Source organism: Psychrobacter immobilis (genome assembly GCF_904846225.1).
Lineage (GTDB): Bacteria > Pseudomonadota > Gammaproteobacteria > Pseudomonadales > Moraxellaceae > Psychrobacter > Psychrobacter immobilis_F.
On the sequence record NZ_CAJGZJ010000008.1, the window covers coordinates 14,980 to 38,820 of the forward strand.

At 41.4% G+C, this 23,841-nt stretch carries 22 protein-coding genes; 8 read left to right on the top strand and 14 right to left on the bottom strand.

From position 1 onward, the window contains the following. Positions 1-77: 77 nt before the first annotated feature. Positions 78-1,232: a DEAD/DEAH box helicase gene (locus JMX48_RS07335; protein WP_201536106.1), complete on the bottom strand. Its 1,155-nt coding sequence runs from the start codon at positions 1,230-1,232 to the stop codon at positions 78-80. Positions 1,233-1,512: 280 nt separating this feature from the next. Beyond that, positions 1,513-1,728, bottom strand: a complete 216-nt coding sequence (locus JMX48_RS07340) for a cold-shock protein (protein ID WP_011513806.1) — start codon at positions 1,726-1,728, stop codon at positions 1,513-1,515. A 492-nt stretch (positions 1,729-2,220) separates the two neighbouring features. Between JMX48_RS07340 and aroQ the strand changes: the two genes are divergently transcribed. Next, entirely contained in the window at positions 2,221-2,715 is a 495-nt protein-coding gene (gene aroQ / locus JMX48_RS07345) for a type II 3-dehydroquinate dehydratase (protein WP_227687947.1), read from the top strand. Between the two features lie 223 nt (positions 2,716-2,938). Beyond that, positions 2,939-4,240, top strand: a complete 1,302-nt coding sequence (locus tag JMX48_RS07350) for an ABC1 kinase family protein (RefSeq protein ID WP_201536110.1) — start codon at positions 2,939-2,941, stop codon at positions 4,238-4,240. 44 nt (positions 4,241-4,284) lie between these two features. On the opposite strand, the gene JMX48_RS07355 is transcribed toward JMX48_RS07350, so the two are convergent. Beyond that, positions 4,285-5,115 carry an ion transporter gene (locus JMX48_RS07355; RefSeq protein ID WP_201536112.1) on the bottom strand — a complete coding sequence of 277 codons (831 nt, stop codon included), beginning with the start codon at positions 5,113-5,115 and terminating at the stop codon, positions 4,285-4,287. 319 nt (positions 5,116-5,434) lie between these two features. Here JMX48_RS07355 and JMX48_RS07360 point away from each other — a divergent pair, with 319 nt between their 5' ends. Further along, entirely contained in the window at positions 5,435-6,184 is a 750-nt protein-coding gene (locus JMX48_RS07360) for a YebC/PmpR family DNA-binding transcriptional regulator (protein WP_201536114.1), read from the top strand. Positions 6,185-6,274: 90 nt separating this feature from the next. Here the strand turns inward: JMX48_RS07360 and JMX48_RS07365 are convergent, their stop codons facing one another. Both JMX48_RS07365 and ftsY read right to left on the bottom strand, forming a co-directional pair. Continuing rightward, positions 6,275-6,847 carry a methylated-DNA--[protein]-cysteine S-methyltransferase gene (locus tag JMX48_RS07365; protein WP_201536116.1) on the bottom strand — a complete coding sequence of 191 codons (573 nt, stop codon included), beginning with the start codon at positions 6,845-6,847 and terminating at the stop codon, positions 6,275-6,277. A 66-nt stretch (positions 6,848-6,913) separates the two neighbouring features. Beyond that, positions 6,914-7,825, bottom strand: a complete 912-nt coding sequence (gene ftsY / locus JMX48_RS07370; RefSeq protein WP_227687948.1) for a signal recognition particle-docking protein FtsY — start codon at positions 7,823-7,825, stop codon at positions 6,914-6,916. A gap of 873 nt (positions 7,826-8,698) precedes the next feature. Here ftsY and JMX48_RS07375 point away from each other — a divergent pair. The 3 genes from JMX48_RS07375 (at position 8,699) to JMX48_RS07385 (ending at position 12,182) form a co-directional block, all read left to right on the top strand. Further along, positions 8,699-8,866, top strand: coding sequence for a hypothetical protein (locus JMX48_RS07375; RefSeq protein WP_201536118.1), 168 nt, complete (start codon positions 8,699-8,701; stop codon positions 8,864-8,866). 73 nt (positions 8,867-8,939) lie between these two features. Then, complete coding sequence (locus JMX48_RS07380; RefSeq protein WP_201536121.1) at positions 8,940-10,442, top strand: M16 family metallopeptidase; 1,503 nt, start codon at positions 8,940-8,942, stop codon at positions 10,440-10,442. A 312-nt stretch (positions 10,443-10,754) separates the two neighbouring features. Then, the gene (locus JMX48_RS07385; RefSeq protein ID WP_227687944.1) at positions 10,755-12,182 is read left to right on the top strand and encodes a M16 family metallopeptidase; all 1,428 of its coding nucleotides are present in this window, start codon (positions 10,755-10,757) and stop codon (positions 12,180-12,182) included. 202 nt (positions 12,183-12,384) lie between these two features. Here JMX48_RS07385 and JMX48_RS07390 read toward each other — a convergent pair whose 3' ends face one another. Next, positions 12,385-12,795, bottom strand: a complete 411-nt coding sequence (locus tag JMX48_RS07390) for a hypothetical protein (protein ID WP_201536127.1) — start codon at positions 12,793-12,795, stop codon at positions 12,385-12,387. Between the two features lie 357 nt (positions 12,796-13,152). Further along, entirely contained in the window at positions 13,153-14,103 is a 951-nt protein-coding gene (locus JMX48_RS07395) for a D-Ala-D-Ala carboxypeptidase family metallohydrolase (protein WP_201536130.1), read from the bottom strand. 257 nt (positions 14,104-14,360) lie between these two features. On the opposite strand from JMX48_RS07395, the gene rodA reads away from it, so the two are divergent. Further along, on the top strand, positions 14,361-15,503 hold the full coding sequence (gene rodA, locus JMX48_RS07400; RefSeq protein WP_201536133.1) for a rod shape-determining protein RodA: 1,143 nt from the start codon (positions 14,361-14,363) through the stop codon (positions 15,501-15,503). A gap of 973 nt (positions 15,504-16,476) precedes the next feature. Then, on the top strand, positions 16,477-17,091 hold the full coding sequence (locus JMX48_RS14245; protein ID WP_201536135.1) for a septal ring lytic transglycosylase RlpA family protein: 615 nt from the start codon (positions 16,477-16,479) through the stop codon (positions 17,089-17,091). Positions 17,092-17,402: 311 nt separating this feature from the next. Here JMX48_RS14245 and radA read toward each other — a convergent pair whose 3' ends face one another. From radA to hfq, 7 genes are all read right to left on the bottom strand, one after another. Continuing rightward, positions 17,403-18,839, bottom strand: coding sequence for a DNA repair protein RadA (gene radA / locus JMX48_RS07410; protein WP_201536137.1), 1,437 nt, complete (start codon positions 18,837-18,839; stop codon positions 17,403-17,405). Between the two features lie 263 nt (positions 18,840-19,102). Then, positions 19,103-19,882 carry an LPS export ABC transporter ATP-binding protein gene (lptB, locus tag JMX48_RS07415; RefSeq protein WP_413786353.1) on the bottom strand — a complete coding sequence of 260 codons (780 nt, stop codon included), beginning with the start codon at positions 19,880-19,882 and terminating at the stop codon, positions 19,103-19,105. Between the two features lie 85 nt (positions 19,883-19,967). Beyond that, on the bottom strand, positions 19,968-20,456 hold the full coding sequence (lptA, locus tag JMX48_RS07420; protein WP_201536296.1) for a lipopolysaccharide transport periplasmic protein LptA: 489 nt from the start codon (positions 20,454-20,456) through the stop codon (positions 19,968-19,970). A gap of 186 nt (positions 20,457-20,642) precedes the next feature. Then, positions 20,643-21,227 carry an LPS export ABC transporter periplasmic protein LptC gene (lptC, locus tag JMX48_RS07425; RefSeq protein WP_201536139.1) on the bottom strand — a complete coding sequence of 195 codons (585 nt, stop codon included), beginning with the start codon at positions 21,225-21,227 and terminating at the stop codon, positions 20,643-20,645. Further along, positions 21,224-21,790 carry a KdsC family phosphatase gene (locus tag JMX48_RS07430; protein WP_201536141.1) on the bottom strand — a complete coding sequence of 189 codons (567 nt, stop codon included), beginning with the start codon at positions 21,788-21,790 and terminating at the stop codon, positions 21,224-21,226. Before JMX48_RS07430 ends, lptC begins: the two co-directional genes overlap by 4 nt. Before the next feature lie 42 nt (positions 21,791-21,832). Beyond that, a complete protein-coding gene (locus JMX48_RS07435) occupies positions 21,833-22,825 on the bottom strand; it encodes a KpsF/GutQ family sugar-phosphate isomerase (RefSeq protein ID WP_201536143.1) in 993 nt (330 codons plus the stop codon). A 313-nt stretch (positions 22,826-23,138) separates the two neighbouring features. Then, positions 23,139-23,672 (bottom strand): RNA chaperone Hfq, encoded by a 534-nt coding sequence (hfq, locus tag JMX48_RS07440; protein ID WP_201536159.1) that lies wholly within the window; start codon positions 23,670-23,672, stop codon positions 23,139-23,141. Positions 23,673-23,841 lie beyond the last annotated feature (169 nt).

Consider the following 23,841-nt stretch of genomic DNA (forward strand, 5'->3'; position numbering starts at 1 on the left):
GACTATACATAGAAAAGCCCTCAATATAATCTCTGATATTGAGGGCCTTTTATAAAGTAACACTTAGTTTATAACAATTATTCTTGCCACTGTTCAAGCGTGAACTTGGTATCTAGATGCTTCTCTAAAGCAGGCACATTAAAAGCATCATCTTCGCTCACGAAACTAATACTAATGCCTGTCTGTCCAGCGCGGCCAGTACGACCAATGCGATGTACATAATCATCAGGTTGATCAGGCAAGGTATAATTGACCACATGGCTGATATCATCGACATGGATACCGCGACCTGCTACATCTGTCGCCACCAAGATAGAAGCGTGACCATCTTTAAAACGCTGTAAGTATTTTTCACGTTTTTGTTGAATGACATCACCTGATAACATGACGATCTTATGTCCTTGACGCAGCTTATGATATAGACGCTTTACCTGATCTTTACGGTTGGCAAATACAATCACTTTGTCTACGGCGGTATCGCTAATAATACGCTCTAAGGCTGCTAACTTCTGATCTTCTGCTAATAAGTAAAAGTGCTGATCCACCAATTCACTGGTTTTATGTTCAGGCTCAATCTCAACAAACTGTGGTTCATGTAACCAGCGGTAGGCGAGATTCATTACATCTTGGTTAAAAGTGGCAGAAAACAATAGACTTTGGCGATCTGTGTTGGCAGGCATTCGGCCGACCAAGCGCTTGATATCTGGAATAAAGCCCATATCGAGCATGCGATCCGCTTCATCTAATACCAGTACTTCCACTCGATCTAGATAGACCATACCCTTATTGGCAAGATCAATCAGTCGACCAGGTGTCGCCACCAAAATATCGACATATTGGCGCTCAAGCTCATGCTGCTGAGTTTCATAATTGGTGCCACCCATAATACAGACGCTATGTAAGGCCGTATATTTGGTCAGAGCAATACAGTCATCAAATATTTGCTGAGCAAGCTCGCGCGTGGGTGCCATAACGACCGCACGTGGTTCACCCAAATAGCGCTCTTCATCGTCGGTAAAAGGACGCTTTAGTAACGCTTCCATAATAGTCAATAAAAACGTTGCCGTCTTACCAGTGCCTGTTTGTGCCTGTCCGATAGCGTCTTGATTTGCCAATGTATGGGGTAGTATTTGTGCTTGAATCGGTGTTAATTCAGTAAAACCTAAATCTTTTACGGCACGTAAGGTCGGTTCTGAAAGTTGCAAATCAATAAACGTCTTGAAATTACTCAAAAAAATATCCTTTTAAATTAATCGCGTGTACATTATTCATCGTGAATAGAGTCTTAACATAACTTTATACAGCCATAGAGCATAACCAATAACGGTAGCCACATTAGATCCATATAAAGCAGGTAGATAGACGAGCATAAAAAAAGCCAAGCCTCACACCTACTCCTACCAAATATGCTGATTTATACCCAACATAGGTAAGATAAGACGGGCTTGACTCACTAGTATATCAGTAGTGTACACAGACATTATAGCTAAACCGCTGTAATGACTGGATAGATTACTCTTCTACTTTTCTGACTTCTTCAGCCTGAAGACCTTTATCACCTTCTACCACGCTGAATTCAACCTTTTCGCCATCTTTTAAAGAACGATAGCCATCACCCTGAATCGCGCGAAAATGGACAAAAATATCTTCTCCGCTGTCACGTTGAATGAAACCAAAGCCTTTTGAGTCATTAAACCACTTAACGATACCTTGCTCACGAGCTGACATAATATTACTTCCTAAAAAAGTCCGCTTAGCCCCAAATTCCTTTGCAAAATTGCATACAAACGGGATCTAAGATTATGAAATCAAAAAAATAAGAGCACTATCCTAACGACTATTACTGACACCCAGTTTTTATAAAAGATAACTGTGTTGAAAACCTATTAGTTTACAGACTAGTCTCTTCTATATTAACCTATCATAATAATAGTAACAAACTTGCAATAATTATTGCGTAAAAAATATCATAGCACGGGTTTTTAGCAACATAAAGCGTTTTAACATGGTTTTTTGCGCTTAGGTTGATTTTTCATGTAATTTTTTATAACATCGTTGGCAAGCTGTTATCATAAAGGCATAAGTTCAATCAGATTATGCAGTTTCTTTTTCTAGACTTTTTATACATTGCCATAAACTATAAACCATCACTAGCGTTTAGTAGCTATAGAGATCATTATGACGACCCCTTCTCCATCCTCATCAGCTGTGAAACCTTTAATGCAAAATACCACTAAGATATTCACGCGTAAGCTATTGCTGGTTAACGGTGCCAATCTAAATTTACTAGGTAAACGCGAGCCTGAAATTTATGGTCATACAACACTATTAGACATTGAAAAACGCCTAGTGACACGTGCCGCGCAGTACGATATTGAATTGATCTGCATACAATCAAATCATGAAGGCACGCTGATTGATGAGATTCAGCATTATGGACTATTGGCAGAAACGGCAGCACAAGTAGATGCCATTATCATTAATCCTGCCGCGTTCACTCACACCTCAGTTGCTCTGCGTGATGCGCTACTGGCCACACAAAAGCCCTTTATAGAAGTACACTTATCCAATGTTCACGCACGTGAGTCTTTTCGCCATCATTCTTATTTGAGCGATGTCGCCGTCGGTGTGATTTGTGGTTTGGGACATTTAGGGTATCAAATGGCATTGACGTATTGGCTAGAAAACCTCTACTCTGTAGAGCTTGCTGACTAACGTTATGTGATGAATTTTTTGAATGATAATTTTAAGAGCTGATTTGAGCACGGATTTTACTTGTTAGGCTGTGTCCTCATTTTAAAAATGGTAATAAAAATGAGATAAATTGCAGTCAAACGAGAAAGATAGTGTAATCATCAGCACACGAGTTAAACAGCAATTGTTTGATTAAAATACTAGAATTGCGGCTGAGCAAACAACCCACTACATGGTGATATGAATGGCAAAATCGTCTGGAAAGCGCTTTATGAAACTCGCTGGCATGACAGCAAGTATTGCCGGCAAAGCAGCTAAAAACTCATTTAAGCATCTCTCAAGTGACGAAGAAAAACGTTTGCAAGCGCGCTCGGAGTTGATGCAAGAAGTAGGTATTCAGATAGCCGAAACGCTTGGTGAAATGAAAGGCGCAGTGATGAAAGTGGGACAAATCGCCTCGCAGTATAAAGATGTATTCCCACCTGAAGTCGCACTGGCTTTAGAGAAGCTACAAAAAGATGCGCCGGCCATGCCTTATGCGCAGATACGTGCACAAATCGAACGTGAGCTCAAAGCGCCTGTGAAAGAGTTGTTCAGCGAATTTGAAGAAATCCCGTTTGCCGCCGCATCCATTGGACAAGTGCACAAAGCCATTTTGCTATCAGGACAAAAAGTGGTGGTAAAAGTTCAGTATCCTGATGTCGATGAAAATTGCGATAGTGACCTTAAACAAGTACGCATGGCTTTGAAAATCGCGGGTGTACTGAATATGAGTAAACAGTTGCAAGAGCAACTCTTTAACGAGATTCGCCAAAGCCTACATGATGAATTGGACTATATTAAAGAAGCGCACAACTTGCGAGTGTTTGGTGCTTTTCATGCCCAAGACGAAGGACTTATCATTCCCAAAGTTATTAGCAGTCACTCTTCTAAACGGATTTTGACGCTGACAGAGGAGATGGGAGAAACGCTGACAGTGGCTGCGACGTGGGATAATGATATCAAACAAAAAATAGCCGAGCGCTTGTTTCACTTTACCGCAGGACAGCTATTTGGCTTGTACCGTATGCACTGTGATCCACATCCAGGCAATTTTGCTTTTCGTAAAGATGGCAGCGTCGTGGCTTACGATTTTGGTGGCATTCGTAGTTACAGTGACAGCGAAATTCAATTATTTCGTCGTTTTGCCAAACACGCCATTAAAGATGATGTGACAGCACTTGAGCAAGACTTAATCGCTCTGGATATTCGCCGTGAGGATAATAAAAATATTCCAGGTGAATTTTATGAAAAATGGATATCCATTGGTCTAAAACCGTTATCTATTAAACCCTATCAAGACGGTGCTTTTGATTTTGGTAGCAGCCAAGTACATCATGAAGCCATTGCACAAATGCGTACCTCTTTAAAATATTTTGGTCAATTTCAGCCTTCTGCGAGTACCATGATGCTAGATCGAACTATATCAGGACAATATTGGAATTTGGTGAATTTGGGCGTTGAGATTGACCTGTCTCCACTCGTTGATGAATACATTAAATTATAAAAATAGCCATTCGTTTATATGAATGGCTATTAATTTAATAGCGTTTATACGTGTAAAGCATGTCCACAGCGATCACAAAACTCCGCCCCCACTGCATGACCAAACTTACCGCAGTTCGGACAAGTAACAGGATTAAGCTGCGGACGCATATTACGTGTCAGCTCTGAGGTAAAAATACCAGTTGGTACCGCGATGACTGCGTAACCAGTAATCATGACCATCGTTGCAATGGCCTGACCGAGCGGTGTTTTTGGCGAGATGTCACCATAACCAACCGTGGTCAAGGTCACAACCGCCCAATAAATGGAGATCGGAATACTGGTAAATCCGTTTTCTGGACCTTCTACCACATAAACGATTGATCCATAAATAGTAACCAAGAGCACCAGCGACAAGAAAAACACCGTGATTTTTTGCTGACTGGTTCTAAGGGCAGCAGCCAAAAAGCCTGCTTGCTGCATATATCCTTTAAGTTTGAGGACTCGAAATACACGCAAAATACGCAATATACGTATGACAATGAGATACTGTATGCCGCCAAATATGAGACTCAAATAACTGGGTAATATAGACAGTAAATCCACTACACCAAAAAAACTAAATATGTAACGAAAGCGATTGGGTGCCGAAAATAGTCGTAAAATATACTCAAGAGTAAATAAAATGGTAAAAAACCATTCTGCATAAAAGAATATGGTTCCATACTGTAAACGCACAAACAACACGCTATCTAGCATGACCACGCCTACGCTGGCCAAAATCGCAATCAACAACACAATATCAAACAGTTTACCCATACGGGTATCTGTACCCTCAATAATAATATGGGTACGGTTACGTAAATGTGTCACGGCTTCGCTGGTTGTTTGCTTCATAGAATCAGTAACTTTATAAAATCAATGGCTTGATAGTATCCAATGACTTAAAATGGGATGGATAAGACCAAGTTAGTTAAAACACACAAAACTGGTTTATAATATTGCTCACTGATCGCAGTGAATATCGCCTATAAGTTGCCACAGTGTAGCAAAAAAGCACTCCTAGCAACACACAAATCGTTAACGTATAGGTAGCTCTATTACGCTATGTAAACAGAGCAATCCTATGATAAAAGCATGTAATCAAGTACTAAAGGGTGTGATTAAACACTTTTTTTAAGCATAAAAAATAATACGCAAAAATTAAGGATGTTATATGGCAGGCCATTCAAAATGGGCAAATATTAAACACCGTAAAGCCCGTCAGGATGCGGTGAAAGGTAAAGTATTTACCAAGATTATTCGTGAAATTGTTTCTGCTGCCAAACAAGGTGACCCTGATCCGAATAAAAACCCACGCCTACGTGCCGTGATTGAAAAAGCATTGTCAGTCAACATGACCCGGGACACAATCAATCGTGCTGTCGATCGCGGTACGGGCGGCGGTGATAACGAAAACATGGAAGAAGTCAATTACGAGGGTTATGGCGTTGGCGGTGTGGCGGTGTTGGTCGCAACCATGACTGACAATCTTAACCGTACCGTCAGCGAAGTGCGCCACGCTTTTACCAAGTATGAGGGTAATCTTGGTACCGCAGGCTCAGTGGCTTATCTGTTTACCAAGCGCGGTGAAATCACTTTTGATGATATAAGCTTAGAAGATGAAGTGATGCTAGCCGCTCTAGATGCAGGCGCGCTTGATATCGAAAATGATGGTGAAAGCTTACTGGTCATTACCGAATGGGAAAATTTTGGTCAAGTCAAAGATGCGCTTAATGCGGCGGGTCTTGTCTCTGACAATGCCGAAGTGACCATGTCACCATCAACTATTGCTGAAATAGACAATATTGATGATGCCGAAAAAGTCATGAAGATGATCGATATGCTGGAGGACATTGACGATGTGCAAGAGGTTTATAGCAATGTGAATTTCTCTGCTGATGTAATGGCTCAGCTCGAGCAGTAATTTTTTTGGTTATCTACACAGAAAAAGACCACACGCTAAAAACGTTTGGTCTTTTTCTGTTTGGAGCGTGAGACAACTACTTACTATCAATTAAGCTTTGCAAACCACACCTTCGAGCGCTAATAAGTATTCTTTCTTATCCAGCCCACCTGTATAGCCACCAAGCTTGCCATCACTCGCAATGACTCGATGACAAGGCACGATAATGCTGAATGGATTTTTACCATTGGCATTCGCAACCGCACGAAATCCTTTGGGATTATCCACATTTCGTGCCAGCGTTGCATAGCTGATAGTTTCACCGTGATTGATGTCTTGCAATGCCCGCCATACTCGTTGCTGAAATGGCGTACCCAAAGACAGATCTAATGCTAGGTCAAACGCTTGACGCTCGCCCTTAAAATACTCGTTCAATTGTTCTATAGCATTGATTAACAGAGCTTGAGCGGGTTCATTTTTGCTTAAGTCATCTTTACTTATGAACGTAAAGCTCTCATCAACAAGTCCATAGTGCTTTTTAAGTTTGGGAATAGATTTCGAGCGGTGCCAAGAGTTACCTGCCAGCAGCCAGTTAGCTTCAACCAGTTTAGGACTGCTGTGCTCATTAACGCTCGCAATTAACGTTAACTGGTGAGATCCAAAAGCTGCTGTGGTGACTATCATAACTTTTTCCTTTTAAATCGTTAGATTTTTAAGACTTACTCATCAACCAAATTAAACTATCGAGGGCTACTCTTTATCATCTGTCTCAAACAATGCGGCGACAAATTGTTTTGGACTAAAGGCGCGTAAATCATCTATCGACTCGCCTACGCCGATATAGCGAATGGGCACGTCTGTGGTTTCAGCAATATTGAAGACCACACCCCCTTTCGCAGTACCATCTAGCTTAGTAATAGTAATACCCGTTAATGGTACCACTTTGTTGAATAACTCTACTTGGTTGATGGCATTTTGACCTGTACCAGCATCAAGGACGATCATACCTTCGTGCGGTGCGCTCGGATCCGCTTTACGCATGACACGTACTACTTTTTCCAGCTCCGCCATGAGATGGGTTTTATTTTGCAAGCGTCCAGCAGTATCTGCTATCAGCACATCGATATTTTTTGCTTTGGCTGATTGCATGGCATCAAAGATGACAGAGGCACTGTCCGAACCATGACCTTGCGCGACGACTGGAATGCTATTGCGCTCGCCCCAAATCTGTAGCTGTTCAGTGGCAGCCGCGCGGAAGGTATCACCCGCCGCTAGCATGACTGATTTGCCTTCACTTTGTAGGCGCTTGGCAAGTTTGCCGATAGTCGTTGTTTTACCCACTCCATTAACGCCAACCACCAAGATAACAAAGGGTTTTTTACTGGTATCAATGACTAATGGGGCAACTTTTGGCGTTAAGATATCGACCAGCTCAGTTTGCAACGCTTTATATAATGAATGCGCATAAATCAGATCGCCACGTGCTGTCTGTTCGGTCAAGCTCTTGATAATACGGTTGGTTGCATTGACACCGATATCAGCGACCAGCAATTGATCTTCAACTTCTTCTAACAGCTCATCATCAATCTCTTTGCCACCGATAAGAATACTGGCCATCCCTTCGGCCAAGTTCTTACGTGACTTACTAAGACCGGTTTTCATACGATTAAACCAGCTGCCTGTTTTCTTATTTTCCTGAGTATCTTTAGTACCTTGAGTCTCTTGCGACTCTGTTACCGGTTTTGCTACTTGTTGAGTTGCTGGCTCTGCTGCTGGCTGATTGTTATTTTTTCTACTAATGCCAGCAGGAGTGACGTTTGGGGTATCGCCTAATTGATCTTGTAACGGCATGGGCGGTATAGCAGACATATCAATAGATTTGGTCGCGGCATCTGTTTCTTTGACAGTCGAAAAACTTTCAAATGTATTATCAACTGCGTTTTGCTCTTGTACTGTACCGACTGACGTGCCCAACGCAATTTGATTGGATTCATCAGCGCTTAAAATATCTTGATTAACGTTATCGCTCGTTTGCTGCTCTGTGACACTTTCATCATTAGGTGCCGAAATCTCATCCTCAGTCTCGTCGATATCAATCTCATCAATAATGGGCACAGATTGCGCTGACAGACTGGGTAAGGTAATATCATCGTCATCTAAGTCGTCAAGATTGCCATCAAGATTGATGACCACACGATTGTTATTATTTGGGTTATTCATAAGCTCGCCCTAAAAGTTATCACGATTCGTTATTCGTTTATTTTAAATAGATCTACACATCGTCATGATCTTACTATCACATGACAGACAATTTTCGGCCTAGTTTAGCATAATTCAAGTGGTGCTCAGACCCTACCAACGTAGACTGTACTCAAAATTTACAAGTTTAAAAGTCACTGCAATTATCTGTGCAATCTTCGCTTAAGATTTGGACACAAAAATCTGACCTTTTGTATGTCAAACTTCGCCTACTCTAACTCTCTTTATTCAATAATTTACAAATTATTTACGACTTAACTTTTATAGGAATTAACCATGTCATCACTATCCAATACTTGTAAAAAATATGGTAAAAAAACAGCCAATATTAGCGCGGCTTTATTACTAACGACGGTTGCCTTATCAGCGGTATCAGGTTGCACGACCACACAAGGATTCAAGCCAACTGCCAGTGTGCTGGTTGGGGCACACAAACCTTTATAAAGCCTTCTATTATAATTGAAGTTGATATATTCATTCATCTACAATTCGTCATTTTATATAAGTAGAACATACCATGCCCTCGTCTTTACCACTATCTACGATCTCGCTACGTATTGCCTGTGCGTTAGCCATGGCGACGACCCTTGCCGCTTGCCAAACCAATACTATTGGCTCTAGTTCATCTGCTACGACTAAAAACCCAGCGGCTCAGAACACCAATGGTCAAAGTAAAACAGGCCAAGACAATAAAGTCAAAGATACTCAACCGTCATCAACACTGGCCATAGATATGTCAGGTCGACATGAATACCAGTTAGAAAATGGTCTAAAAATAGTGGTAAAAGAAGACCATCGCGCGCCTGTCGTTATGACACAGATTTGGTATAAGGTCGGTTCAACAGATGAGCAAGCAGATAAAGGTGGCATCTCTCATTTGCTTGAACATATGATGTTTAAAGGCACTACTGACGTTTCGAGCGACGACTATGAGCGCTTAATTGCTAAATTCGGTGGCGTCAATAATGCCTTTACCAGCTACGATTATACGGGTTATTACGAGCTATTCCCTGCCAACCGCTTTCCTTTGGCGCTAGAGCTAGAAGCGGATCGTATGAAAAACTTAATGTTTGATGAAAAAGAGTTTGTCAAAGAGCATCAGGTTGTGATGGAAGAGCGCCGTCAGCGTACCGATGACAATCCACTTGCCAAAGCTTATGAATCGTTTCGTTTATTGGCCTTACCTGATAGTCCTAAAGGCGAGTCTGTCATCGGCCCAATGGAAGAGATTGAGTCAGTTACGCTTTCAGACTTAAAAGACTGGTACAAAACATGGTATGCACCAAACAATGCTACCTTGGTAATCGTTGGTGATGTAGAGCCAGCAGACGTATTGGCTCAGGTCAAACGTTACTTTGGTGAGTTGACGCCAAGCAAGCTGCCCAAACGCCCTGCCGTCAGTCAAAAAGGGTTCCGTGGTTATCAGCAAGTCGACTCTGAGCAAGCGGTACAAGTGCCCGTATTATTGATGGGTTATAACGTACCGAGCCTTTTGACTGCGGGCGCGAGTAACGAGAAACAGGCTTATGCACTTTCACTCGCTCAAGACGTATTGGATGGTGGACTGTCTGCACGCTTAGAGAGTCGATTGATACGTGAGCAAGGTTTGCTTACTACGGTGGGCACCTCTTATGATTTACTCGATCGTGGCGACGGTCTGTTTTTGATTCAAGCGACACCGCGTGAAGGCGTGAGTTTAGAACAAGCACAACAAGCCATTATCGCTGAAATAGAAAAACTTAAGACCGATCCAATTGCCAAAGATGAAATTAGCCGTGCCAAAACCAATACGGTCACGGGTCTTGTTTATGCGCAAGACAGCATGGAAGGTCAAGCACGTATGATTGGCTCATTACAGTCCATTGGTCTGGATGACAGGCTACTTGCTGAGCTACCAGCCAAACTTGATAGCGTTACAATCGCCGATATACAAGCTGCCAGCAAAAAGTATTTAGTGAAGGATAATTTGACGGTGATGCATGTCGTACCCCCTAAAGACCAAGCCGACAAAGAGAAATAATAGTGAACCGTTATTTATCTGACAAAAAAGCCGACTATATAGTCGAAGCCAAATAATTTCGATACAAGGAAGCCACGCACAGATAGTACAAGTAGTACATTAAGCGTGGGTGACGATGTAGCGGATTTATAAGGATTTGACTATAACGACCTTATTAATAAGAAGAAAACTATGACTCAAAATAGCGATTTATGTCAAATGAGAAAAAAACCTGTAAATAATACTCTGTTTTCAACACCAACAGCCTATCCTATATGTCAAAAGCTATCCTATCTTAGCATCAGTATACTGTTAGGTCTGACGACCTTAACGATGACAGCACAAGCAGACACAACGGGTGCTGAAGAGTCTCGTGGCTCTGCCGCTTCAGTGGATACGAGCGCTCCAATTGTCGCATTATCAAAACTGACTAGCCTTGATGACGTCAAACCTTTAGAAATCACCGTACCAACCATTCAACAATTCAAAACCAAAGCAGGCGTACCCGTACGCTTTGTGCAAACAACCGCATTGCCGATTGTCGATATCGATTTGCGCTTTAATGCTGGTAGCGCCCGTGATAGTAGTATAAGTAAAGACGTTTTTGGCATTGCCAATATGACCGCTACCATGCTCACGCAAGGTTCTAAAAAATTAGATGAAAATGAATTTACGCGGTTAGTCGAAACCTTGGGCGTTGATCTAAATAGCAGCGCTTATAAGGACATGTTTATCGTGTCGCTACGCAGTTTATCTGACGATAAGCACCTATTGCCTGCCGTCGATTTGATGACTCAAATGCTTAGCGAGCCAGCTTTTGATGATCAAATTCTAGCACGCAATAAAGCACGACTATTGGTCGGTTTGCAACAGCAAAAACAAGATCCCAACAGCCTTGCAAGCATCGCCTTTAATCAAGCATTATATGGCGAGCATCCTTACGCCCATCAATCAGTTGGTACTCTTGAGAGTGTATCCAAGATCAACAAGCAACAGCTAGTAGATTTTAAAAATCGCTATTTGGTCGCGGCCAATGCGTCTATTGCGATGACAGGCAATCTGACGTTAAACCAAGCAAAAAAACTGGCTGAGGATATAACCACTCAATTACCCGCAGGTCAGGCTGCAGCGGCCCTACCTGAGCCAAAACCACTTAACCACACAAAGCATATTCACATTCCGTTCCCAAGTACTCAGACAACTATATTGATGGGTCAATTAGGTAGTAAACGCGCTACCAATCCAAAAGATCAGCAGCAGCAAACCAATTTTGCAGTCGGCAATGAAGTGATGGCTGGCGGTGATTTTAACGCACGTCTAATGACTGAGGTTAGGCAAAAACTTGGCTACACCTATGGCATATCAGGTTCTATGAATCCGATGCTGGCGCGAGGTCCCTATCAAATTAGTTTTTCAACCCGTAATGATAAGGCACGCGCTGCTATTGATGCCAGCTTAAATGTCATCAACGATACTTTAGACAAAGGCATTACCAGCAATGAGATGCGTCTAACCACCGACAATCTCAAAAACAGCTTTCCGATGGGTTTTGCCAGTAATGCAGGCATCAATGGCTTATTAGGAATGATGAATTTTTATCAGTTACCAAATGATTATTTGACCGATTATATAAACCGTATCGACCAAGTGCAGCTAGCAGGCGTCAATAAAACCATGCGTGATACGTTAAAGCCAGAGGATTTTTTGATTGTCACCGTTGGGCAGGATGATCCTTGGACAGATAAAAAGGCTAAAAAATAGCAGTGATAGACTCACTTTTTAAAATACCCGTATAAATAGTAAGCGTTATATGAATAAGGGGCGATACCAAGTGGTATCGCCCCTTATTTTTAGCTCGTAATTGTTATTTATCATTGCTGTTTATAAGAGATACAACTAATCATTGATTCAATCAAGAGTAAGCTTCTCAACTACAGACAGTCATTCAATTATAGGCAGTCATTCAATCATAAACTGTCACTGCAACATCATAGACTAGGTTTTTAGGCTTATAAGTTGCCCCGTTGTACGTCAATCGAATGATATGTTTGTCGTAAGAGTCTACTCGATAATCACCGTTGGCAAAGTTGTGCAATGTTGGCACTATTAATAGCGCTTCAATTTGATTATCACTAACGCTAACCGAAATGTTTTGACCCTCTCGCAGATACAAAAAATAATCACAATGGTTATCCGTCATCACTTCTTTGGTACGTTCAATGACCTGATTACCTACCTCTTCTTGTATCAGTTTGGGACAGAGATCAGAGCGCTCAGCAGCCAGTCTGGCATAAGAGTTTCTGATATTTTCTTCAATATTTTCAGCTTTTTTTAGTTTTTTATCAAGAGCGGAAACAGAGTCCTCGTCACTCATTAGAATGTCTTCAGAAGATGGCTTTGGCCTACAAGCACTGATAAATAACAGAGCCAAAAAAACCAAGCTAACCAACGCTATATATGTATTGTTTGACTGTAAAAAACTTTTTTTTGATTTATCAGTTTTTGCTACTGTTGAATACCGCTTTTTCATGGATTCTACTCATAATAAACGCTATTTTATACTTTATAAATTCAATCATATAAAGATGAATGACAAAATCATCCTTATTAGAACACAGATTATCAATGCCAAAGAAAACTGATGAGTTTTATATCTATATTCTAGGGTCTGTTGAACCGTTAATTATAATCTAAAATATAAACATTAGTTTATATTTTTTCTTACGATTATTTAATAACGGCAAGAAGAGCTACTACTAGCATGATTGAAACCCCATTTGCGATAACCATCTGTATCTAAATGAATGGCACCGGTCGCATACAAACCTAGACCAAAATTATGCGATTGACCCTGATATTGCCAGAATTGGCACAAACCATCTTGTAAAGTGCTCCGCTGCCATAAATTGTCTTCATATTCTGGCACCCAAATATCTATGGCACTCCCATTCATATGCTTACTACTCGCAGCGCCGCCTGCACAGTCGTTGAGGCCAGGACTGCGATACACGGAGCGTATCTCACTGCTTGCTGGCAGAACGCCTTGTTGCTTCAAGTCGTTGTATAAGCGTAATGTCGGCACAACATTTGGCCATAGTTCCTGCGGTGGTAGCTGGTAAGGCTCATAGCCGCATTCATTCCAACTGCGGGCAGTAGTGAGTAGCTGAGACAACGGCGGTACATTTTGTGCGCCAATTCTTGATGCCAAATAACGCTGATACTCTCCTACTTGTTTAGCACGGTAGCTATTGCTATTTAGCCACGCGTTGAAATCCATATTATTAGAGTCATTATTCGTGCTGTTATAAGTATTATTGGCTGTGTTATATCGGTTATTACTATCAGTCGTTTTATAAATAGGAGCACGTCGAGTGATACTTACCTGTTTATTTTCTTTGATAGATACGCTGGCATCGAGTGGATAATCGCGCTGTTTTTGGGCAATTAGTCCTTGCATACTATCGGCATTTGTATCGTTCAATATCGTCGCACCAGCCCGATAACTCGAGGTATTGGTAGAAGGCGCAATATAAGCATTGCTACTATCCTGACGTACTTGGACACGGCGCTCACTATTATCACTGATAATAGCGGCATGAACTGAGATACTGCTGGTATATACAAGCAGTGCAATAATAGGCTTGTGGATTTGCCTGTAGCTATGGTTTTTTGTATTCATCATTGCAAGAAACTACCACTAAAAAGGTTTTATCGATACTATCAAATTTTTGATAGGCAGGCTAAACTATCGCCTCTAATTTTAGTCATGATATTCGTAATTAACACTTATCCTCACAATTTTTATAATTACGTGAGTTTATTACTTACATGTTACTTTGTCAGCACAATTCCATTAGAATAGCCGTAGCAAAATCACGTCTAGAACTATATTTTTAGATAAAACCTCACTTTTACATCAATTGCCAGCCACATTTGCTTATGTCTTTTAACCCGCAGTATCGTTTCTCACGCCAAAGCCACCATTTGGGTCAAGACCATGCACCGACGCTGTGGCAACGTATCCATATAGATCCATGGTTGACCCTTCTTTTACTAACAGTTTGCTGTATTGGATTGACTATTTTATATAGTGCTGCCGGCCAAGATGTGAATATGGTCTTACGCCAAATGGTCAGCTATGGTGTGGCCTTCGCAGTTATGTTCGCTATGGCGCAGATACCGCCTAATATCTATCGCACCTTTACGCCTATATTTTATGTACTAGGATTAATCTTATTGCTGTTGGTTGATATCATCGGTGAAGTACGTATGGGTGCTCAGCGCTGGATTAATTTGCCAGGATTTGGCAGCGTGCAGCCTTCAGAGTTTATGAAACTCGGTATGCCAATGATGTGCGCGTGGTTTTTATCAAAGCGTGATTTGCCGCCCTCATTATCCAGTATCGCCATAACCTTGGCCTTAATCGTTGTTCCTGTGTTATTGATTGCTAAAGAACCGGATCTTGGTACATCGCTGCTGGTAGCAGCCAGTGGCATTTTTGTGCTTTTTTTAGCAGGTTTATCTTGGCGATTAATTTCAGCGGCCGTAATTTTAGCAATACCTTTGATCGCCATTGCTTGGAATTTTCTGTTGCATGATTACCAGCGTATGCGTGTACTAACACTACTCAATCCAGAAGCGGATGTACAGGGTGCTGGGTGGAATATAATTCAGTCAAAGATAGCAATTGGTGCTGGTGGTCTCACTGGAAAAGGCTATTTAGATGGCACACAATCACATCTACATTTCCTACCAGAAGGCCACACTGACTTTATTATCGCTGCTTTTTCAGAAGAGTTTGGTCTGCTAGGCGTGATTTTATTGATATTTATTTATTCCTGTTTACTGATGCGCGCCTTGTATATTGCTTTTACTCATCCTGATGTCTATAGCAGATTGTTAGCAGGTGCTATTGCGATGTCATTCTTTGTTTATGTATTCGTCAATGTTGGGATGGTGGGTGGTATTTTGCCTGTCGTTGGGGTTCCTTTACCTTTTATCAGCTATGGTGGTACTGCGGTCGTCACCTTAATGGCTGGATTTGGCCTGCTTATGTCCATTCATACCCATAAAGGTAGATAGCTGTTAAAATAAAATTAAATTTTAAATCAATGCCTTACTCTATTATTGACAACATTCTAATGTTTAAAATACGCTAATAGATGTATTTTTTTTGCTTAGGCTATTTTCCTGATATAGTTAATTCTAAATAAAATAATGCCAAATTAAAGTCAAATATTATCACGCGCGACTGGTATCAATTTTCTTTGCTTGCTGTGCCGTTGCTGCTAGAGGCGACAAAAAACCTATCCCCGTATTACTGAGTTTGTCTTATAGTGGATCGAATATAGCTAATATTTTTCTATAATCAGAAGTATCTACAACTCTCTATCTACTCAATTATTATTACGAATAATTACTCATATATCGCTTGTTTTTAAAGAAGATCGGTAGCTATATCATTAGAACTAAGTCGCTGTTATTTAGTTCTGAAAACTTTTAATCCTTGTTTTTTACAAATAATTGCGTTAACCTCGTTTGAATGTAGTTTGATACATAACCCCTACATAGCTGCTAAATAACTTTGCATTTAATTATATTTTGGTTATAGCCCTTACGTATAGTTAGCAGCTTACAGATTCCGAGATTTCAAATACACTACTTAATTAACGGTTTAACAACAAAGAAACACGTAACACTCTTTAAAACCTTTATTAATTTAGCAATGAATGAAATTTTGTAAATACGATATATAGTTGAATCAGTACTCAGTTTTTAACTTTAGATAATGTGCTTTACGAATATTATTAACTATCATTTAAGCGTTTCATAAGTACTGTCGGTCATATTACCGTTACCCGCTTATGATTATGAAATGAAAAATTACCATATATTAAAATCTATAAAAGTTTCGGTTTTACATCAATTGTTATATGAACGGCAGATTGATGGTGAGACTTTAGAGTTTTTGACGCAGTTAGATTGGTCTAATGCGATCACACTCAATCTAGAATTATTAGAATTAGATTTTAATGTATAAGTTATAGAGGTATCTATGAACAAGCGTTTATCTGGTCTACTTACTATGTCAGCAGTATTTTTTGCTGGCTCTGCAATCGCTACTAATGTAAATGCTGTAGAAGCAAAAACCTCTCTTGCGATGATCTCACAAGATAACACCTCCCATATCGATCGTGTACTCAGCGAGCTCAGCCGTCAGCATGATGGTGCATCAAGTTTAGTTAAATCAGCACGTCAACCTACTTCATTAGCGCTTAGTAGCTCATTGTTAGCCAGTGACACGGCGCAAGTAACCGATGACGAAGATGTATTAGAGCGTCTGACAGCAGTAGCTTCTAATTCAGTAAGCAAGTTTAAGCAAACAGGACTGGCCTCTTGGTACGGTCGCAAGTTTCACGGTCGTAAAACTGCCAGTGGTGAGACATTCGATATGAATGCTTTGACTGCAGCGCATCGCTCGTTACCATTAAACTGTTATGTTAAAGTGACCAACAAAACTAATGGTAAAAGCGTTGTAGTAAAAGTTAATGATCGTGGTCCATTCCATGGTAACCGCGTTATGGATTTATCTTATGGTGCTGCCAAACGCCTAGGCATTACCAGTAAAGGTGTTGGTAACGTTTCTATCGAGCGTGTTTCAGGCCCATAGTTTTAAACCAGTCATTAGCTAATTTAATCAGAGCTTAGTTTAGTCAGATCAAATAAAAAAAGCGCCTAACTCTTTCCATAGTTAAGCGCTTTTTTTATGACTTAATTTTATCGATTTTATTAAAGTATCGTTAGTGAAAAATAATATCAATACATTACGCACTGCTGATATCAATTTTTTTTGCTTGCTGTGCCTTCGCAGACAGAGGCAGCAAAAAATTGACATCAGCAGTACTCTATCGTTTTTTAGGGCGTTTTGACTATAGTAAGTCTCTTTACTACGCCAAAAGTTAACATTGTAAATATAATTTTCTATAACTCAAATGCACTTTCAATCGCATCATCAAGACGCTCAACGGCAATCACATTGATGCCTTTAAACTGAGGAGAATCCTTAGCGGGTGCATTGGCCTTTGGGATAATGGCATGTTTAAATCCATGTTTCATGGCTTCTTTTAGACGTTCCTGCCCATTAGGGACAGGGCGAATCTCACCAGATAGCCCTACTTCACCGAACACGGCCAATGAAGATGGCAATGCTTTTTCTTTAATACTGGAGGCGCATGCCAATAGCACTGCTAAGTCAGAGCCTGTCTCTATAACTTTGACCCCGCCAACTACGTTGACATAGACATCCTGACCACTAGTATGAATACCACCATGGCGATGCATTACTGCCAGTAGCATGGATAAGCGTTGAAAATCCAGTCCTAGCGCCATCCGCCTCGGTTGTCCTTGGGAATCATCAACCAACGCTTGTACTTCGACCAATAACGGTCTTGTACCTTCGCGGCTAACCATAACAACGGATCCAGCAACAGGTTTGTCATAACGGCTCAAAAATATAGCCGACGGATTGGCGACTTCTTTGAGCCCCATATCCGTCATACCAAAAATTCCTAACTCGTTAACCGCACCAAAACGGTTTTTGACCGCACGAATCATCCTAAAACGCGAGTCAGATTGACCTTCAAAGTACAACACCGTATCAACCATATGTTCAAGTACGCGAGGCCCCGCCAGTGTACCTTCTTTGGTGACATGACCCACTAAAAATAGCGCAGTCCCCGTTTGCTTAGCATAGCGGGTCAAAATTGCAGCTGACTCTCTAATTTGGCTGACCCCACCTGGTGCCGAATTAATTGCGTCGGTATAAATAGTTTGAATAGAGTCAATAATAGCAATGGCGGGCTGCTCTTGAGTCAAGGCCGCACAAATAGTCTCAACATTGGTTTCGGCCAGCACTCGCAGCCTATCAGCGGGCAAATCCAAGCGTTTAGCACGCATGGCCACCTGTGCGAGCGACTCTTCGCCAGTCACATATAACGCGCTACCTGCCAGTGAATCCGCACGTGCCATATTAGTCGCTGTCTGCAATAATATGGTTGATTTACCAATACCAGGATCACCGCCTATCAGCACGACAGAACCGGCGACCAATCCACCACCCAATACGCGATCAAACTCACTTATTCCCGTTGGCAAGCGAGCATCCAACGTTACGCTAACCGCGTTTAGAGGCATGACCGCACTATGAGTACCAGAATAATTACCAGCGGGCGCACCATTACTACGAGGTGTGGCTCGACTGGCATTGGGTTTGCTCGTACTCTTATTATGATGCGGCATACTGACGTTTGGCGCTTCAACTAAGCTGTTCCACTCTCCGCAATCTGTACACTGCCCTGCCCATTTACCAAAATGCGCCCCGCAATGTTGACAGACATAACTGCTTTTATTTTTTGCCATAACATACAGCCTTATTCAGATGATTAATCGAGAATAATGAATAGAGTATTGTGATGCTTTGATAAGCGTTAATTTGAAAATTATTTTAAGACAAACCTGCTGTCAATGTAACAGGCAGTGTTTTATAGGAGAGGTAAAACTAAATGTCAGTAAGGAAAGTCTAGATACAAGAAAGCGAACGATAGCTGGCTCAGGGATTTGCAAAAATCTGATGCCAGCATCCCGCGTAAATATAAGCGTAAAAAAAATATTGAAGTGCTGATTTATACTTGAAAGTCTTTACCTAGATAAACGGACTTAACCAATTCATTTTCTAAGACTTCGGATGCAGTACCTTCAGCAATGATAGCACCTTCTGACACAATATAAGCTTTTTCGCAAATGGCCAACGTGTCACGGACGTTGTGATCCGTAATTAACACACCAATACCACGGTTTTTTAACGACAAAATAACGTCTTTAATATCGCCAACAGAGATCGGGTCAACTCCTGCAAAAGGCTCATCTAATAGAATGAACTTGGGATCGGCTGCCAAAGCGCGTGCAATCTCACAACGACGACGCTCACCACCTGACACACTCATACCCAATGATTTTCTGACATGTTCTAAATGGAACTCACCGATTAACTTTTCAAGCTCTTGTTTTTGCTCGCTTGCACTCAATTCTTTACGCGTTTGCAAAATAGCCAAAATATTGTCTTCGATAGACAATTTGCGAAAAATAGACGCTTCTTGCGGCAAGTAGCCAATACCCGCACGAGCGCGCTCATGCATCGCATATTTAGACAAGTCCATTTTTCCTAAGGTCACACGCCCCTTATCCATATTAACCAGCCCTACTACCATATAAAAGCTGGTCGTTTTACCGGCACCATTTGGGCCTAACAATCCAACAACTTGACCTTGCTCAACAGAAAAAGAGACGTCTTTAACGACCCAGCGCTTACCGTAGCGTTTGCCTAGGTTTTGCATCGTTAAGCGTGCGACGGGTGCTGTGTTATTGCTTGCTGCTAAAGACTCTATATTTTTATTAACACTCATAACTTACTCTTACTGTTGCGTCATTCAAGGACCGATACATTAATAAGGACTTATTTTCATATTGATGAGTTAACTGTCAATATTTTTAGCGTATGCCACTTTGGCTACCGCTATTACTCGGCGGAAATACCAATTCTACTCGCTGATTGCCACCAGCAGTCGCTTCAACATCACCTGCTTTTAGGCTATAGCGAATGACATTACCTGCAAAACTGGCACCATTTTGAACCAGCTTGGCATTACCTGTTAAAGTAATAATACCTGTGACCGCATTATAATCAATTTTGTTAGCTTGACCTTTTGCTACACCTTTTTCTTGCGTGACAATCTGCTGCATGGTCGCTGGGCGTCCAGTCGCTACCGCTGAATTAATACTACGCTGCTGTGACAAATTGACCGTGATATTATCAGCCGTCATCTTAAACGTGCCCTGAGTAATAATGACACCGCCTGAGTAACTGGTAACGCCTGTACGCTCGCTATAAGTCGCTTTATCAGCCAACAGTTTGATTTCCTGATTGGCATCTGATGGAAGCGCATGACTATAAATGGGTAGCGCTAACAACATAACCATCGGTAATTTGTGCCATTGACGTAAGCTATTCGAGGTTAGGTTAAAGCGTATCAATGATGAGCGCAAAGTAGGCAAAAATGTAGATGTCATAAAATTACTCGTTTTATAATGGGTAGTAGGATTTGCAAACTTCGTGCTAGCCACTGTTTTTAGAGGCTAAAATATAGTGGCTGAAAACAATTATAATCAGAACAACGCTTTATCTTTGCGATCAGCGGGTGTAAAACCGACAGCAACTTGTCCAAACTCATACTCACCTGTCTCAAGATTGGCTTTCATACTAGAGGCCTCAAACCGATTCAGCCCTTGTTCAATCTTAACAGGTGCATCACTATATACTTGCCCTGATTTAGTATTGCCCTTAAGAGCACTACCAGTCACCTTGATTGGCTCAATATCAGACTTGTCTTTATTGCCTTCACTGACCAATGAAAAACCACCTGACAAGCTGAGATCTCCTGTCTCCTGACTAATAGCAGCACTACCCGCTTCAATATGGTAGCGCTGTTCTGTTGACGGCTCCCAATTCATTTTGATTCCCAACATCTCATCTTTATTGGTTTCAGGATTATGCGTTAAAGATTCAGCAGTCAGCTCATATTCAGTTTCACCTTTATCGTTAGTCTGCACAGCCTTTATTTCTGTTGCTTCATAATCAACGTCAGTCGCTTCCATACTCACTGGCGGTGATACTTCTCCTTGCTGCTGAAAGAACCAGCCTGCAACACCAGCGATAATCAATGCAAGGACTATTAAAACACGAGTATTCACGACAAGTTATCCTGATTTTTGGCTTCATCAAGCGTGTAATGCGCGATAAAGTCTTGATAATGTCCATGACCTTTTAAAATGAGGTCACATATTTCGCGTACAGCGCCAGTACCGCCAGCACGCGTCGTTACCATATCACTGCGGTTGATGACCTCCGCATGTGCATTAGGCACTGTTGCCGCAAAACCTACCGTTTGCATCGCTTTAATATCTGGCAAATCATCACCCATATAAGCGCAATCAGCCGCCGTAATATTAAGGGCTGGATCAAGAATAGATAACAACTCATTTAGGGCAATTAATTTGTCATCACGGCCTTGTACAACATAATTGACACCCATTTCTGTGGCGCGTTTATCAACCATGGCGCTGCTACGACCGGTAATAATTGCTGTCAAAATACCATAACGCGCTAAAGATTTGACACCAACGCCGTCATGAACTGAAAATGCTTTGGTCTCGATACCATTGGCATCATAAATAATTTGACCATTTGATAAAATGCCATCGACGTCCATGACTAGCAGCTTTACTTGTCCCGCTTTTTTAATTAAATCTTGCATCACTTATCTCTTATTAATTAATAGCTATGTTTAATGTGACGTTTACTTTACACCCGCTTGTAGCAAATCATGTACGGTAATAACGGCTTCTAAACGACCTTCGTCATCAATAATTAACAATTGACTGATACCATTTTCGTTCATCACACTAAGGGCATCTGAGGCACGCATGGTCTTATTAACATGGCGCGGATTGCTAACCATCATTTCACGCATTGGCGTTTGTAGATCAATGCCTTTTTCCAAACTACGGCGTAGATCACCATCCGTGAACACGCCGACGACTTTGTCACTATCATCGGTCACCACTGTCATACCTAAGCGCCCAGCAGACATGGTGAATAGTGCTTCTTGTAAAGGCGCGTGCTGATGAATCAGCGGTAAATATTCAGACTTGTTGTGCATCAAATCCTCAACTCGAGTGAGCAGCTGACGACCTAGCGCGCCTGCTGGATGCGATAAAGCAAAATCTTCTGAAGTAAAGTTGCGTGCATGCACCAATGCGACGGCCAGTGCATCTCCAAGCGCTAAAGTCGCCGTGGTACTTGAAGTAGGAGCAAGGTTAAGTGGGCAAGCTTCTTGCGATTTGCCAAGCGTCAATATAATGTCAGCGGCATGTGGTAGCATGCCACGCTTATCACGGCTGATACTAATCAGCGGTATATTTAAACGCTTGACCACAGGCAGCAGCATTTTAATCTCATCCGACTCACCAGAATTAGAGATGGCAAGCAATACATCGCCCTTCACCAACATCCCCAAATCGCCGTGCCCTGCTTCACCAGGATGCATAAAAAAGGCTGGCGTACCAGTAGAGGCAAAAGTCGCTGCTATCTTACGCCCAATCAATCCTGACTTACCCATGCCAGTGACAACCACTCGGCCCTTACATGCCAAAATAACATCACAAGCTTGCGCAAACCTATCGTCTATCTGCTCTATCAATAGCGATAACGCAAGAATTTCTGTATTAATTGCTTCGATCGCATTACTTGTAAATTTCTCATGGGTCAAATTGACTTGGGTATTACTCATGAATCCACTCTATTATTTTAATAAATCAATATAGTATTTTACTATACTATGACTCATATTAATAATACTCTCACAATAATAATAGTCTCATAATAATAATCTATATAAACCATAGCTGCTGATCCAGTGCTTACTGTTAGATCATTAAGCCATGCGGAACATTCGACTATCACAGTCGTAGAGGCTATGCTAAATGTTCAATACGCCCTATTATGTATACGTTTATTTAGACAAAAAAAACCCACTATAATAGCAGGTTTTGATCGAATCAATCATGTCTCAATGATGCACTTTCAATTATATATTTAAGCGTTTACTCATTGTTATCGTTAGATCCATCATTTGATTTGTTTTCAAAGCCTGTGCCATCTGCTGGCGCTTCAAACCCACGATCTTGACCAAAACCACCGCGCTCAAAACCGCGTTCCTGACTTTGACCAAAGCTGCCACGCTCAAAACCGCGTTCCTGACCTTGGCTAAAGCCGCCACGATTAAAACCACTACGGTTAGAGGCAAAACCACGTTCTTCAAAACCGCCGCCAGCGTTGGCTGGATTGCTGCCACGCTCAAAACCGCTACCCTGATAACCAGTGGGCGCTGTGCTTGGCGTTTGGGTAGTCGCTCCTGTTGTCGTACTAGTACGCGGGTTACGTGCTGGGACTACCGTTGAAATGGCATGCTTGTATACCATTTGACTGACTGTATTTTTAAGCAATACAACATACTGATCAAACGACTCAATCTGACCTTGCAGTTTGATACCGTTGACCAAAAAAATAGAAACGGGAATACGATCTTTGCGCAGCGAGTTCAAGAACGGATCTTGTAAAGTTTGTCCTTTTGACATGAAATCTCTCCTAAATTCTATATAGTTATATTTTAAGTGCCAATTATTTTAAGTGTTGCTTTAATTATAATGGCTAAAAGTAGATACAATAATAAGCTTTCTTTTTAAAACGTATCCAAATACATACTTATTGTTCTTAACTGATTATACTTTACTGTGAATTCATTAT

Coding starts and splice junctions, on each gene's coding strand:
- JMX48_RS07340 (WP_011513806.1), bottom strand. CDS start 1,728: ATGTCAGCTCGTGAGCAAGGTATCGTTAAGTGGTTTAATGACTCAAAA.
- JMX48_RS07435 (WP_201536143.1), bottom strand. CDS start 22,825: ATGAGTAATACCCAAGTCAATTTGACCCATGAGAAATTTACAAGTAAT.
- ftsY (WP_227687948.1), bottom strand. CDS start 7,825: ATGAAAACCGGTCTTAGTAAGTCACGTAAGAACTTGGCCGAAGGGATG.
- rodA (WP_201536133.1), top strand. CDS start 14,361: ATGTCTTTTAACCCGCAGTATCGTTTCTCACGCCAAAGCCACCATTTG.
- JMX48_RS14245 (WP_201536135.1), top strand. CDS start 16,477: ATGAACAAGCGTTTATCTGGTCTACTTACTATGTCAGCAGTATTTTTT.
- lptA (WP_201536296.1), bottom strand. CDS start 20,456: ATGGTTATGTTGTTAGCGCTACCCATTTATAGTCATGCGCTTCCATCA.
- radA (WP_201536137.1), bottom strand. CDS start 18,839: ATGGCAAAAAATAAAAGCAGTTATGTCTGTCAACATTGCGGGGCGCAT.
- JMX48_RS07390 (WP_201536127.1), bottom strand. CDS start 12,795: ATGAGTGACGAGGACTCTGTTTCCGCTCTTGATAAAAAACTAAAAAAA.
- JMX48_RS07365 (WP_201536116.1), bottom strand. CDS start 6,847: ATGATAGTCACCACAGCAGCTTTTGGATCTCACCAGTTAACGTTAATT.
- lptB (WP_413786353.1), bottom strand. CDS start 19,882: ATGAGTGTTAATAAAAATATAGAGTCTTTAGCAGCAAGCAATAACACA.
- JMX48_RS07355 (WP_201536112.1), bottom strand. CDS start 5,115: ATGAAGCAAACAACCAGCGAAGCCGTGACACATTTACGTAACCGTACC.
- JMX48_RS07350 (WP_201536110.1), top strand. CDS start 2,939: ATGGCAAAATCGTCTGGAAAGCGCTTTATGAAACTCGCTGGCATGACA.
- JMX48_RS07430 (WP_201536141.1), bottom strand. CDS start 21,790: ATGCAAGATTTAATTAAAAAAGCGGGACAAGTAAAGCTGCTAGTCATG.
- JMX48_RS07385 (WP_227687944.1), top strand. CDS start 10,755: ATGACAGCACAAGCAGACACAACGGGTGCTGAAGAGTCTCGTGGCTCT.
- hfq (WP_201536159.1), bottom strand. CDS start 23,672: ATGTCAAAAGGACAAACTTTACAAGATCCGTTCTTGAACTCGCTGCGC.
- JMX48_RS07380 (WP_201536121.1), top strand. CDS start 8,940: ATGCCCTCGTCTTTACCACTATCTACGATCTCGCTACGTATTGCCTGT.
- aroQ (WP_227687947.1), top strand. CDS start 2,221: ATGCAAAATACCACTAAGATATTCACGCGTAAGCTATTGCTGGTTAAC.
- JMX48_RS07375 (WP_201536118.1), top strand. CDS start 8,699: ATGTCATCACTATCCAATACTTGTAAAAAATATGGTAAAAAAACAGCC.
- JMX48_RS07360 (WP_201536114.1), top strand. CDS start 5,435: ATGGCAGGCCATTCAAAATGGGCAAATATTAAACACCGTAAAGCCCGT.
- JMX48_RS07395 (WP_201536130.1), bottom strand. CDS start 14,103: ATGATGAATACAAAAAACCATAGCTACAGGCAAATCCACAAGCCTATT.